The organism is Methylophilus sp. (assembly GCF_035460085.1).
Classification (GTDB): Bacteria; Pseudomonadota; Gammaproteobacteria; order Burkholderiales; family Methylophilaceae; genus Methylophilus.
In genome coordinates this window covers 40,017-53,254 of the sequence record NZ_DATHWZ010000023.1, presented here as the reverse complement: position 1 = coordinate 53,254, position 13,238 = coordinate 40,017, and the positions used below count along the sequence as shown (strand labels likewise).

The window sequence follows — 13,238 nt, the reverse complement described above, 5'->3', positions numbered from 1 at the left end:
TTAAAGGTAATTATGCGCGATAACCGTTTTAGCTTTTGGATAGGGTTACTTTGCATGCTCTGGATGAGCAGCCTGCAAGCTGCCCCACCCCAACCATGGGTCATGCAGGATACGGCAGGTAAAACACATCAATTATCTGACTACAAAGGGCTATGGGTGGTGGTCAATTACTGGGCGCCCTGGTGTCCACCCTGTCTTGAAGAAATGCCCGAGCTGGTCGCGTTTTATGATGAGCAACGGCTGAAAAATGTCATGGTGCTGGGTGTTGCGGTGCAATACAAAACTGAAAGGTCTGTGACTGACTTTGCGGAAGATATGCTGATTTCGTATCCCATCATTTTGGGAGATGCACAAAAGAAGGCACTGCCGCAGCCCGAAGTATTACCTACTACCTATATCTATAAGCCTGATGGGCAACTATACAAAGTGAAACGCGGCGCTATCAGCAAGCGCTGGTTAGAACAATTGCTAAAAGAGGCCGCGTCTGCGTCCGACAGCGCTAATAATACAAATGCTAAGCGTCGATAGTGACCGCTTCACCCGCCGCATTGATGATGCTCAACTGATTCTCTGTAGCAAACTGGATCAGTTGTTCAAACCCTTCGGGGTTGACCTGCTTCAATTTCATATCTACCGAAAGACTACGCACATTATTTACCAGCTTGGGTTTTAAATAAGGCGAGTAGCGTAATTTTTTATCAACACCAAAGCTGGCGAAGGTGCTACACATGCGGTCTACCCAATCGCTGGGGCGAAAAGGTTTTCCGGCAAGCGTAATCCCTTGAATGATAATTTCCTGGTCTTCCATTCAGTTTCCTTAAAGCTTTATATAAAAATTATTTGGTGTACTCAAAGACTTTGACTACTTTAGTCACGCCTTCTGTTGTTCGGGCGATTTCTACTGCATCTTCAGCTTCTTTTTCAGACACGATCCCCATCAGGTAGACGACGCTGGCTTCCGTCACTACTTTTACCACATTGGATGGGAACAGGTTTTCACTGAGGAAGCGGGTCTTAACTTTGGTAGTAATATAAGTGTCGTTACTGCGATCGCTAATTGATGAAGCTGGGCCCACAGTAATTGCATTATGGATATCACGCACATTGGGCACTTCACGCGTCAATGTTTCAGCCTGGGTCTGCTGGCCATTGTTCGGCGCTTCACCGGTAAGCAAAACAATACGGTTGTAGCTGGTCACATTAATATGGGATTCTTTATCCATATATTGCGAAATACGTTTCAATGTTTTCAGTTCGATATTTTCGTCTTCCACATAAATACCTGAAGAGCGGCGATCTGCTGCCATCGCGCCACCTGCTGCTGCACCACCTACAATAGCGGGAAAACAGCCGCTCAGTTGTGTACTGATTAACAACAGGGCAATGGCGGAGATTTTTTTATTCATGAGGTTTCCTTGATTTACAACACAAAGGTTCGCGAGAAAAACTACGAGAAAAACTATAAGATTAGTTATCGATCAATGATGGACAGCGGACGTTAAATAAAATTCTACGCTTTTTATGTTTCGATTGCATTACGAATCCAGTTCGGGGATTTAAAACTAGGCTCGTCAAACAGCACAGCATCAAAACGGCAGGGGCGATTAATATCCTGGCTTTGCAGATAAAACTGCGCAGCGCGTATCAATTTTTGCTGTTTGTGGTGATGGATGCTATCCGCGGCGCTCGTAAACTTCTGGTTACTGCGTAACCTGACTTCTATAAATACCAGTGTGCTCTTGTCGTGCATAATCAGATCGATCTCGCCAAAGCGGCAACTATAGTTTTGCTCAATCAATACCAGTCCCTGTTGTTTAAGAAACTTGGCCGCTGCCGCTTCAGCAGCAATCCCTTTATTATTGAGGTTGAGTTTCATAGTTGGCGGATATGATCATCTTTCTTAAATACTTTGCGAAAACTATAGTGCTTAGCGAAAATGTCACGATGCCTTAAAATAACGGCATGAGTGAGTTGGGTACATTATATGTGGTGGCAACACCGATCGGCAATTTGGGTGATATCACCCTGCGTGCACTGGAAACATTAAAACTGGTCGATGCGATCGCAGCTGAAGATACCCGGCATAGCGTGGGTTTATTGCGACACTTTGGTATCAGCAAGCCACTAATCGCGGTGCATGAGCATAACGAGCAGCACTCTGCTGAAACATTGTTAAAGCGCTTGCAGGCAGGTGAATCCATTGCGCTGGTGACAGATGCTGGTACACCCGCAGTCAGTGACCCCGGAGCGGTAGTCGTGCATGCAGTGCTGGAGGCGGGCTTGAAAGTAGTGCCTATCCCCGGTGCCAGTGCCGTGATTACCGCCTTATCCGCCTCTGGTATTGTGCAAACAGGATTCTGCTTTGAAGGGTTTTTACCCGCCAGTGGCTCGCAGCGCCGCAAGCGGCTGGAGCTGTTGAAAGCTTATCCTTACACAGTGGTGTTATATGAGGCACCGCACCGGATTATCGAGTGCGTGCTAGACCTGCAAACAGTATTTGGCGGAGCGCGCTTGCTCACCATAGCACGCGAGCTCACCAAGACCTTTGAAACCATTCATACCAGTAGCTTGACAGAGACTGTAGACTGGATACAGGCAGACAGTAACCAGCAGCGCGGCGAATTCGTGCTATTGATACATCCCGCGCCGGAAGTAAAAGCGGAAGGGCTGGATGATGAAACCCAGCGTATCCTCAAGCGTTTGTTGCAGGAGCTGCCTTTGAAGCAGGCCGTTGCGCTGGCAACAGATATTACCGGCCATAAGAAAAACGAACTTTATGAAGCGGCACTGGCATTAAAAGGCGCCGTTTAAACTTTCAAGATACTATTAAGATGACAACCCAACTGACGATTACCCGGCCGGATGACTGGCACTTGCACCTGCGCGATGGCGAGACTCTAAAAGCAGTATTACCGGATACGGCAAAGCAGTTTGCCCGTGCCATCGTGATGCCTAACTTGCGTCCACCAGTATCAACGGCTGATGCCGCGCGTGCTTATTATGGCCGCATCAAGCAGGCTTTGCCGGCAGCGCTGGTTTTTGAGCCGCTGATGACCTTGTATCTGACCGATAATATGGCGGCTGAAGAAATTTCCCGTGCGCATCAGGATGGCGTGGTTAAAGCGGTTAAGTTGTATCCGGCGGGAGCAACTACCAACAGTGATTCCGGCGTCACCAGCCTGGCCAAATGTGCCGCTGTGTTGGCTGAGATGGAAAAGCTGGGCATGCCATTGTTGATACATGGCGAGGTGACTGATGCCGAGATTGACGTGTTTGACCGCGAAAAAGTGTTTATCGACCGCCACTTGCAGCCTTTGCTGAAAGATTTCCCTGGCCTGAAAGTAGTATTCGAACATATCACTACCAAAGATGCTGCTGAGTTTGTGGCGCAAGGTTCGGATAATCTGGCGGCGACTATCACTGCGCATCACTTGTTAATGAACCGCAATGCCATGTTTTCCGGCGGCATTCGCCCGCATCACTACTGCTTGCCGGTGCTTAAGCGTGAAACGCACAGGCAGGCTCTAGTCAAGGCGGCGATCTCAGGCTCGCCGAAGTTCTTCCTTGGTACCGACAGTGCGCCGCACCCAAAGTCTGCCAAAGAGGCAAGTTGCGGATGTGCCGGCATGTACACCGCACATGCCGCGATTGAGCTGTATGCAGAAGCTTTTGAAGCGGCAGGCGCGCTGGACAAGCTGGAAGGCTTCGCCAGTTTTCATGGGCCGGATTTTTACCATCTGCCTCGCAGCACTGACAAAATCACTTTACGTAAAGAGGGATGGCTGGTGCCGGAATCAATCCCCTTCGCCGATGATGTGTTAGTGCCGCTGCGTGCCGGGCAGACTATCGCATGGAAACTGGCGTAAAAAAGTTGATACTGACTTGCGGTATACACGAATCTGCATAGGTCAGGTTCAACCTGCTGGCAGCACGGTAACTACCCTAAAGCTGCCATGAAATTGGCGATTGTCCACGCGAAACCAGGTAATCGTTGATTTGGGAAAATTGACGGTTACCAAAAAAACCGCGATGCGCCGATAGTGGTGACGGGTGCACAGACTTTAAAATTAAATGTTTGTTGGGGTCTATCATGGCTCCTTTTTTTTGTGCATAACTGCCCCACAGCACAAACACTAATCCCTCGCGCTCTGCATTCAGTGCAGTGATTGCGGCATCGGTAAATTGCTCCCAGCCGCGGTTCTGGTGTGAGCCCGCAGTTGCCATCTGCACAGTCAGTGTGGCATTCAGTAGCAACACACCCTGATCTGCCCAGGGCGTTAAGTCGCCGTTGCCGCTCATGCGGATACCAATGTCTGATTCTATTTCTTTAAAAATATTCATCAATGAGGGTGGTAAAGCCACCCCTGCCTGTACCGAAAAACTCAAACCGTGCGCCTGCCCCGGCCCATGGTAAGGGTCCTGTCCGATAATCACCACGCGTACTTTATCGAATGGCGTATGGTTGAAAGCATTAAAAATCAGCGGCCCGGGTGGGTAAATGGTTTTGCCCGCGACTTTTTCCTGCTGCAAAAATGACTTGAGTGATTGCATATAAGGCTTATCAAACTCTGCCCCAATTTGTGCTTGCCATGAAGGGTCGAGCTGGCCGGTTTTTTCTTGAGACATAAATAATGAGATGTAAAAGATTAGATTCTGAAATTATACGACGCCTGGCAGATCATAAGCGTAGCTGGCTTGTAGCATGTTAAAATGATCTGGAAGCCAACCAGACAGTCGCCGCTTAGCGCTTGCTAAGGGGAGGAAAGTCCGGGCTGCACAGAGCGGGATGACGGCTAACGGCCGTACGCTGAAAGCTGGTAACAGTATAAGGTGAGGAATAGGGCCACAGAGACGAGTCGGTTCGACCTGGGAGCAACTTGTTGCGAGCTTGCGTCGAAACGGGTGAAACGCGGTAACCTCCATCTGCAGCAATATCAAATAGGCTGGCATTTTACGCAAGTGATAAGGCGTGGCTCGCGCTGCCAGCGGGTAGATAGCTTGAGCGTGTGAGTAATTGCACGCCTAGAGGAATGACTGTCAGCTACGCAAGTAGTTACAGAACCCGGCTTACCGGTTGGCTTTACTCTTCATACTTTGTTTACGGTTTGCTTTTATTGTTTTGAGGCTGGCTGTCTTGCCAATGCGCTAGGGCAGCAACAATGGTCTTTTCATTAAATCCGCGCACCACTTCTTCATCTATCAATAACACTGGTACACCTTTGCCGGCCAGGCGCTGGTATTGATCTCTGCCTAGTTCTGACGTTTCAATGTTGTATTCCTTATATGGAATCTGCTTTTGCTCAAGCAATGCGCGCGTTTTTGCACAATAAGGGCACCAGTCGGTTGCGTAAAGGGTGACTTTGCCCTGGCCGAAATCTGGTGGCGGCGATAAGTAATAAAGCAAAGAGCGCCATTCCATGGCTAACAAAATGCCTGTGCCTATCAAGAAGAACTTCAGTTTTCGCGACATATATATTGGATAAATGTGTGTATTTAAATGCTGTTTATTCGACCATCAATCACTAAATTTAATCCAGAAAACAGCTTGAATATTAATATTTTTTAATTATTCAATACTTTCAATGGGATAGCTATTTTTATTAAACAACATTATGTATTCATTGCTGCAATATGTTGATTTGAATTGGTTTGTTAAAATGGCGTAAGTCTTTGTCTTTAAAGAAAATTTTCCATGAAAGTGCTTGCCAAGCACTTTTAATTTATCTATAGTGTGCAAAAGGGTGGTTTTGTGTTGAATTGTGGGAAATCCTCTCATAAACGAACAAAAAGGTGATCAGTTAACCATGTTTCGCGGGGCAGTACAGTTAAGTTTGGATGCTAAAGGACGGCTAAGTGTGCCGGCCAAGCACCGTGACGCCTTGACCGCTGGTGGTCAAAGCGAGGTCGTGCTGACTGCGCATCCGCATCGCTGTCTGATTTTATATCCGCAAGCGGCTTGGGAGCCTATTGAAACCAAGCTGACCAGTTTGTCCAGTTTTAATCCTCAAATCAGTGGTATCCAGCGCATGATCGTCGGCCAGGCGGATGTCATGCATCTTGATTCTGCAGGTCGTTTGCTGGTGAATGCAGTGCTGCGCAAATTTGCCGGGCTTGATAAAGAGGTGATGATGGTTGGCCAGGGTAGCCATTTTGAGCTGTGGGATGTCGCCGCCTGGGATGCGCAGCTGGAGAAACTGATGTCCACTGATCAACTACAAATCCCGCAAGAGCTAGAGGGATTCTCACTATGATGGCGGGCGCGAAGTCAGCGCCCGCGTCTTTGACGGAAACGTCTGTGTCGCCAGCCGCCAGCCATATCACGGTGTTATTGCATGAGGCGGTGGATGCGCTCAATGTGCGTGCGGATGGTGTTTATGTAGATGGCACATTTGGGCGAGGCGGTCATAGCCGCCTGATACTTTCCAGGTTAGGTTCACAAGGTCGCCTGATTGCGCTTGACCGCGATCTGGCGGCTATCGCCCATGCAAAAAACATCTCCGATACACGTTTTAACATCGCGCATGCCCATTTTTCCGGCATGACAGCGGTGCTGGCGGAGTTGGGTGTGAAAGCGGTAGATGGCATTTTACTGGATTTGGGGATTTCTTCCCCGCAGATTGATGAAGGTGAGCGTGGATTCAGTTTCCGTTTTGACGGGCCGCTGGATATGCGTATGGATCAGAGTCGTGGCAAGACCGCCGCCGAGTGGTTAGCGACAATTTCAGAGAAGCAATTGGTTGAGGTGATAAGGGACTATGGTGAAGAACGGTTTGCTAAGCAGGTTGCAAGGGCGATTGTTAAGGAGCGCGAAGATGGGCATGCCATCACCACTACGGGACAACTTGCCAAGATCGTGGCAGGCGCCATCACTAAGGTTGAGCCGGGCCAGAACCCTGCAACGCGCACATTTCAAGCTCTACGGATTTTCGTCAATCAAGAGCTTGAGGAACTCTCGCTAGTGTTGCCTGACTGTTTGCGCTTGCTGCGTGAAGGTGGCCGCCTGGCGGTGATCAGTTTTCATTCACTGGAAGACCGTATCGTGAAGCGGTTTATCCAGTCCGAAATGGACAGGGATAACTTGCCAGCGGGTTTGCCGGTGCGTGCCAAGGATATACCGCAGCCACGCCTGATTTCAGTAGGTAAGGCCAGCAAGCCAAGCCAGGCCGAAGTGTCTGCGAACGTACGGTCACGCAGCGCTGTGTTGCGCGTGGCTGAGCGCACAAGTGTGCAGTAACGGTTTTGAATGATACGTCTCAACCTGATTTTATTCGCATTAACGATTGCCATGGCATTAGGTGTGGTGACCGCGCAGTACAAGGCACGCAAGTTGTATTTTGAGCTGGACCGACAGGAAATGCTGACCAAGCAATATATGACTGAGTATGACCAGTTGCAGATTGAGCAAAGTACCTGGGCCATGCATTCACGGCTGGAAGAGTTTGCCACCGCGCGTTTGCATATGCATAGCCCGAGCATGCAGCAAACGCAGGTTATCGTGGTAGATGTGCCAACGGCGCCAAGTGTAGTGGCACCAGCACCGGTTGTTGTGCCGGCTGCGCCTTAAGTAGTGTGAATTAGTGAACGGTCATGCTGCTTAAAGAGAGTCAACATAAGCTGGTGAAATTGCCGGCCTGGCGGAGAAGAACACTGCTGGTGCTGTTGCTGCTGAGTTTTGTACTGTTGCTGGGACGCGGGTTTTATCTGCAAACCCTGCACAAGGATTATTTGATTAAAAAAGGTGAGGCTTTTTCACGCCGCAAGGTGGAATTGATGCCGCACCGCGGCAAGATTTATGACCGTAACTTCAAACCATTGGCGATCAGCCTGCCGGTGGAGTCGTTATGGATGAACCCGACCGATGTGCAAATTTCGGCGCCGCAGTTGAAGCAAATGGCCAAGTTGCTGGAAATGCGGCCAAAAGAGTTGCAGCAAAAAGTGCAGCAAAAGAAAAAAGAATTTGTATATATCAAACGGAGAGTAGCGCCCGATGTGGCAAAACTGGTGATGGCGATGAAAGTGCCCGGCGTATTCAGTCAGAAAGAATACAAACGCTTCTACCCTGCGGCAGAAGTGGCGGCGCATATCGTCGGCTTCACTGGTGTGGATGACACCGGGGTTGAGGGCATGGAGCTCTATCGCAATAGTGTCTTGTCCGGCACTTCCGGCAAACGTGATTTTGTGCGCGATCGCAAAGGCCATGTGGTTGAAGACCTGGTTGCGATTAAATTGCCACACGACGGCCAGGACCTGGTGTTGAGCATAGACCGCACCGTGCAATATGTAGTGCACCGCGAACTGTTACGCGCGGTGGAAAAACACAAGGCGAAAGCGGGTGCGGCGGTAGTGCTGGATGCGAAAACCGGTGAAGTGCTGGCGTTAGTGAATATCCCTACTTATAACCCGAACAATCCAGGCAATGTCGCCAGCAAACTACGCAACTCGGCCATCGTGAATATTTTTGAGCCTGGCTCTACCATGAAACCGGTCACCGCGGCGGCGGCAATGGAGTTTGGTCCTTACCAGCCGGATACTAAAATCCAGACTGCACCTGGCTATTTGCGTGTAGGCACAGCCACTATTCATGATGCGCACCCCAACCAGATGCTGAGCGTGTCGCAAATTATCCAGAAGTCTTCCAACGTTGGCTCCGCCAAAATGGCACTGGAGCTCAACCGCGAACAATTATGGAATACCTATATTCAACTCGGATTTGGTTCGCCGACTAAGATTGGTTTTCCGGGTGAAGCTTCCGGCAAGGTACGCGATTACAAAACCTGGCGTCCTATCGAGCAGGCAACTATGTCTTACGGTCACGGTATCAGCGTGACCTTGTTGCAATTAGCGCGTGCCTACACCGTGTTCGCCAATGAAGGCGAATTGCTGCCTGTGACGCTAACCAAACTATCTGAGCCGCCAGTAGGCCGTCAGGTATTTTCTGCCAAAGTCGCCAATTCCGTCAAAGACATGCTGGAGCTGGTCGTACAGCCAGGCGGCACCGCGCTGAAAGCACAAGTAAACGGTTATCGCGTCGGCGGCAAAACCGGTACTGCGCACAAACTGGGTGCGCATGGTTATGAGCATGACAAGTATGTAGGTTCGTTTGTTGGCATGGTGCCTGCCTCTAATCCGCGCCTGATCATGGCGGTAATGATAGACGAGCCAAATAATGGTGAATATTACGGTGGCAGCGTCGCTGCGCCGGTATTCAGTGCCGTGATGAATGATGTGTTGCGTATGCTGGCGATTCCCCAGGATGGTAATGCTGCGCCTTTAGCCACCCCTGCGGAAGCAGCTGCAGTGCCGGAGGCGATGTGAGTAAATACATTATTCCAGCACCGGTACATGGGATTACGGCTGATAGCCGTCAGGTGGAAAAGCATGGCTTGTTCCTGGCATACCCCGGGCAGCATGGCGATGGCCGCGACTTTATTCCGGATGCGATTGCCAAAGGTGCCAATACGATTATCTGGGATAGCCTGGGTTTCGACTGGAACCCAGAATGGACTGTGCACAATATCGCCATTCCAGACCTGAAATCGCAGGTTGGCCACATTGCGAGCCAATTCTACAAAGACCCGACCGAACAATTGTGGTGCATTGGCGTCACCGGTACCAATGGCAAAACCACTGTTACCCACTGGCTGGCACAGGCTTACCGCTTCCTGCAGCGCAAATCGGCAGTCATTGGTACCTTGGGAAACGGAACGCTGGATGATTTGCAGCCCACCCAAAACACCACACCAGGGCCGGTTGAATTACAGAAAATCCTGGCTAATTTCCTGCTGGAAGACGTGCAGATGGTGGCCACGGAAGTATCTTCGCATGGCCTGGATCAAGGCCGTGTGAATGGCGTGTCATTCGACGTCGCTGTATTCACCAATGTCACGCGTGATCACCTTGATTACCACCTGACCATGGAAGCTTATCAGTCGGCCAAACAAAAATTGTTTGACTGGCAGACGTTGTCTGCGGCCGTGATTAATGCAGATGATGCGTTCGGAGTCGAACTGATTGATCGCCTGCGTAAACAGGGCAAGCAGGTTTTAAGTTATGGCATGCAAGAGGCGGATATATGCGCAACAGCCGTCACCATGCATGCGACTGGTTTTGAAATTCATGTGCGCACACCTCAAGGCAATGGTCTGGTGCAACTGCATGCCCTGGGTCAATTTAATGTTTATAACGTATTGGCCGTGCTTGGGTGTTTGCTGGCCAATGAAGTGGCCCTGCCAGCGGCTTTGCAGGCGGTTTCTGGTCTGGTGCCAGTTGCTGGTCGCATGCAAATGTTCGGTGGTGGTGACCTGCCATTAGTAGTGGTGGATTATGCACACACGCCGGATGCCCTTGAAAAAGCATTGCAGACCTTACGTATACAGGCGCGCGGCAAATTAAGCTGCGTCTTCGGTTGTGGTGGTGACAGGGATGCGGGCAAGCGCAGTGAAATGGGCCGTATTGCCGGCACTTTGGCAGATAGTGTAGTGGTCACCAATGATAATCCACGTAGCGAAAACCCTTACGCGATTATTGCAGGCATCTCTGAAGGCCTGATCCGTGAATTTACGATGGAAACTGACCGCGCCAAAGCGATTGCACTGGCGGTTACGCGTGCGAACAAGGGGGATGTGGTGCTGGTGGCCGGTAAAGGTCATGAAGACTACCAGGAAATTCAAGGCATACGCTACCCATTCAGCGATGCCGAGTGGGTGCTGAATGCGCTGAAAAAGAGGGCGCAATCATGATGACCTTGCAAACCATCGCCAACGTATTACACGGCACATTACATACGCTGCATGGGCAAAGTGCAGAGCTCACCGTGACATCTGTAGATAGCGATAGCCGCCGTGTACAGCCAGGCCAGTTGTTTGTGGCTTTGCCTGGTGAAAAATTTGATGGTCATGATTATTTGCCACAGGTAACCGCATTAGGTGCAGCGGCTGCATTGGTCACACATCCGGTCAAAACCGAGTTGCCAACCATAGAAGTGAAAGATACACGCCTGGCGATGGGTGAGTTGGCGGCGTATTGGCGTCAGTATCTGGGCACGCCCATGATCGCAGTTACCGGCAGCAACGGTAAAACCACTACCAAAGAAATGATCGCCGCCATTATGCAAGTGCATGTCGGCGGGGCAGACAAGGTGCTGGCGACCGCCGGAAACTTTAACAATGATATCGGCATGCCATTGACGCTGCTGCGCCTGCGTCCTTTTCACCGCAGCGCCGTCATCGAAATGGGCATGAACCACCTGGGTGAAATTGACTACCTGACACGCATCGCGCGACCAAATGTTGCCGTGATTAATAATGCCGGAACAGCGCATATCGGCGAACTGGGTTCACGTGAAAATATTGCCAAAGCCAAAGGCGAAATTTTTGCCGGACTGGCTGATGGCGGCATTGCGGTGATCAATGGGGATAGCGAATTTGCTGATTACTGGCGTGGGTTGAACCAACAGCGTCGCGTGATCACTTTCGGTATCAGTCCTGAAGCAGAAGTGCGCGGCGAAATGGCAGCAGGCGAATCATCTTCATTCAGCGTGCACTATCAAGGCGAATCGGTTGCAGTGACATTGGCGGTGCCCGGCAAGCATAACGTGATGAACGCCCTGGCTGCGGCTGCGGCTAGCCTGGCCGCCGGCACCAGCCTGCAAGAAGTAGCGCAGGGCCTGCAAGGTTTCGGCGGCGTTGAAGGACGGTTGCAACAAAAAACCGCTGCTAATGGCGCCCAAGTGATTGACGATACTTATAACGCCAATCCTGATTCGATGAAAGCCGCGCTGGATGTATTGCGTGAATCGCGTCAACGCAGAGTATTTGTCATGGGCGATATGGGTGAACTGGGCGATGACGCTGAAACCATGCATGCGACCGTTGGTCGTTACGCCAGGGAAAATGGTGTGGATGCCATGTACGCCCTGGGAAATCACACCAAAGCCGCCATCCGGGCCTTTGGCGGGCATGGCCAGCATTTCGACACGATAGAAACGTTGATTGCAGCATTACAAGCAAATACAAACGCAGAAAACATCGTACTGGTGAAGGGTTCACGTTTCATGCAAATGGAACGTGTAGTGAATGCGTTGGTGGAAACACAAGCCGCCGAACTGGTGGGGAAATAGGGAAGCTTATGTTATTGGAGTTGGCAAAATGGTTGGCGTCAGATGTACGGGGTTTCCACGTATTCGATTACATCACGTTGCGCGCGGTACTGGCAACACTCACTGCATTGGCCATTTCATTCATGGTCGGCCCGGCCATGATCCGCAAGCTGACTCAATACAAAGTCGGTCAGGCAGTGCGTGATGATGGTCCGCAGACACACCTGGTAAAAGCCGGGACGCCGACCATGGGCGGCGCATTGATCCTGGTAGCTATCGCGATTTCAACGCTGTTATGGGGCAATTTGCATAACCGTTTTATCTGGGTGGTATTGATTACCACACTGGGTTTTGGCGCGGTTGGTTGGGTCGATGACTATCGCAAAGTGGTTTATAAAAATCCTAAAGGGTTGGCTGCGAAAGAGAAGTACTTCTGGCAAAGCCTGATCGGATTTGGAGTGGCTGTGTTTTTATACGCAACCTCGACTACGCCAGTTGAAACCACACTGATCGTGCCGTTTTTCAAACACCTGGCGCTGCCGTTAGGCGCGATTGGCTTCATCGTATTGACTTATCTGGTCATCGTGGGCAGCAGCAATGCCGTCAACCTGACTGACGGCCTGGATGGCCTGGCCATTTTGCCTACCGTGATGGTCTCGGCTGCGCTGGCGCTGTTCTCATATGTGGCCGGCCACATCGTATTCGCCAAATACCTGGGTATTCCGTATGTTGAAGGCGCCAGTGAGTTGATGGTGTTCTGTGCCGCAATGGCGGGTGCCGGCCTTGGGTTTTTGTGGTTTAACGCTTACCCGGCAGAAGTCTTTATGGGTGATGTGGGTGCGCTGGCACTCGGTGCGGCGTTGGGTGTGGTGGCGGTGGTGGTGCGGCAGGAAATCGTGCTGTTCATTATGGGTGGCGTATTCGTAGTCGAGACTTTCTCGGTCGCGGCACAGGTACTTTATTTTAAATACACTAAAAAAATGACCGGTACCGGCAAACGAATCTTCCTGATGGCGCCGTTGCATCACCACTATGAACAAAAAGGCTGGAAAGAGACGCAGGTAGTTGTGCGGTTCTGGATCATCACCATGATGCTGGTACTGGTGGGTTTATCCACCCTGAAACTGAGATAACGAGATAA

15 protein-coding genes and 1 other RNA gene are annotated in these 13,238 nt (G+C 50.6%); 11 read left to right on the top strand and 5 right to left on the bottom strand.

Features of this window, described 5'->3' with window-relative positions; translation table 11 throughout:
* The first annotated feature begins 54 nt into the window (after window positions 1-54).
* A complete protein-coding gene (locus tag VK958_RS03920; protein ID WP_325239159.1) occupies window positions 55-528 on the top strand; it encodes a TlpA disulfide reductase family protein in 474 nt (157 codons plus the stop codon).
* On the opposite strand, the gene VK958_RS03915 is transcribed toward VK958_RS03920, so the two are convergent.
* The 3 genes from VK958_RS03915 to VK958_RS03905 all read right to left on the bottom strand — a co-directional run bounded on the left by VK958_RS03915 (window position 515) and on the right by VK958_RS03905 (window position 1,876).
* On the bottom strand, window positions 515-808 hold the full coding sequence (locus VK958_RS03915) for a DUF3579 domain-containing protein (protein WP_325239158.1): 294 nt from the start codon (window positions 806-808) through the stop codon (window positions 515-517). The two genes, VK958_RS03920 and VK958_RS03915, sit on opposite strands and share 14 nt — an antisense overlap.
* Window positions 809-836: 28 nt before the next feature.
* On the bottom strand, window positions 837-1,406 hold the full coding sequence (locus VK958_RS03910; RefSeq protein ID WP_325239156.1) for a BON domain-containing protein: 570 nt from the start codon (window positions 1,404-1,406) through the stop codon (window positions 837-839).
* Window positions 1,407-1,519: 113 nt separating this feature from the next.
* Entirely contained in the window at window positions 1,520-1,876 is a 357-nt protein-coding gene (locus tag VK958_RS03905; protein WP_325239155.1) for a YraN family protein, read from the bottom strand.
* A gap of 86 nt (window positions 1,877-1,962) precedes the next feature.
* Here VK958_RS03905 and rsmI point away from each other — a divergent pair, with 86 nt between their 5' ends.
* Both rsmI and pyrC read left to right on the top strand, forming a co-directional pair.
* Window positions 1,963-2,811, top strand: a complete 849-nt coding sequence (rsmI, locus tag VK958_RS03900; protein ID WP_325239154.1) for a 16S rRNA (cytidine(1402)-2'-O)-methyltransferase — start codon at window positions 1,963-1,965, stop codon at window positions 2,809-2,811.
* Window positions 2,812-2,831: 20 nt separating this feature from the next.
* A complete protein-coding gene (gene pyrC, locus VK958_RS03895; RefSeq protein WP_325239153.1) occupies window positions 2,832-3,866 on the top strand; it encodes a dihydroorotase in 1,035 nt (344 codons plus the stop codon).
* 76 nt (window positions 3,867-3,942) lie between these two features.
* Here pyrC and ung read toward each other — a convergent pair whose 3' ends face one another.
* Window positions 3,943-4,626: a uracil-DNA glycosylase gene (ung, locus tag VK958_RS03890; RefSeq protein ID WP_325239151.1), complete on the bottom strand. Its 684-nt coding sequence runs from the start codon at window positions 4,624-4,626 to the stop codon at window positions 3,943-3,945.
* Between the two features lie 92 nt (window positions 4,627-4,718).
* Here ung and rnpB point away from each other — a divergent pair.
* Window positions 4,719-5,086: RNase P RNA component class A (gene rnpB, locus VK958_RS03885), an RNA gene on the top strand.
* 12 nt (window positions 5,087-5,098) lie between these two features.
* On the opposite strand, the gene VK958_RS03880 is transcribed toward rnpB, so the two are convergent.
* Window positions 5,099-5,470 (bottom strand): glutaredoxin family protein, encoded by a 372-nt coding sequence (locus VK958_RS03880; protein ID WP_325239150.1) that lies wholly within the window; start codon window positions 5,468-5,470, stop codon window positions 5,099-5,101.
* Between the two features lie 334 nt (window positions 5,471-5,804).
* On the opposite strand from VK958_RS03880, the gene mraZ reads away from it, so the two are divergent.
* Genes mraZ through mraY form a run of 7 tightly spaced genes read left to right on the top strand, consistent with a single transcriptional unit; the run spans window position 5,805 to window position 13,230 of the window.
* Entirely contained in the window at window positions 5,805-6,251 is a 447-nt protein-coding gene (mraZ, locus tag VK958_RS03875; protein ID WP_325239149.1) for a division/cell wall cluster transcriptional repressor MraZ, read from the top strand.
* On the top strand, window positions 6,248-7,234 hold the full coding sequence (gene rsmH / locus VK958_RS03870; RefSeq protein ID WP_325239148.1) for a 16S rRNA (cytosine(1402)-N(4))-methyltransferase RsmH: 987 nt from the start codon (window positions 6,248-6,250) through the stop codon (window positions 7,232-7,234). Before mraZ ends, rsmH begins: the two co-directional genes overlap by 4 nt.
* 9 nt (window positions 7,235-7,243) lie before the next feature.
* A complete protein-coding gene (ftsL, locus tag VK958_RS03865; protein WP_325239147.1) occupies window positions 7,244-7,564 on the top strand; it encodes a cell division protein FtsL in 321 nt (106 codons plus the stop codon).
* A 23-nt stretch (window positions 7,565-7,587) separates the two neighbouring features.
* On the top strand, window positions 7,588-9,315 hold the full coding sequence (locus VK958_RS03860; protein WP_325239146.1) for a peptidoglycan D,D-transpeptidase FtsI family protein: 1,728 nt from the start codon (window positions 7,588-7,590) through the stop codon (window positions 9,313-9,315).
* A complete protein-coding gene (locus tag VK958_RS03855; RefSeq protein WP_325239145.1) occupies window positions 9,312-10,739 on the top strand; it encodes a UDP-N-acetylmuramoyl-L-alanyl-D-glutamate--2,6-diaminopimelate ligase in 1,428 nt (475 codons plus the stop codon). Before VK958_RS03860 ends, VK958_RS03855 begins: the two co-directional genes overlap by 4 nt.
* Window positions 10,736-12,118 carry a UDP-N-acetylmuramoyl-tripeptide--D-alanyl-D-alanine ligase gene (locus VK958_RS03850; protein WP_325239144.1) on the top strand — a complete coding sequence of 461 codons (1,383 nt, stop codon included), beginning with the start codon at window positions 10,736-10,738 and terminating at the stop codon, window positions 12,116-12,118. Before VK958_RS03855 ends, VK958_RS03850 begins: the two co-directional genes overlap by 4 nt.
* 8 nt (window positions 12,119-12,126) lie before the next feature.
* Complete coding sequence (gene mraY, locus VK958_RS03845; protein ID WP_325239142.1) at window positions 12,127-13,230, top strand: phospho-N-acetylmuramoyl-pentapeptide-transferase; 1,104 nt, start codon at window positions 12,127-12,129, stop codon at window positions 13,228-13,230.
* Window positions 13,231-13,238: the final 8 nt, after the last annotated feature.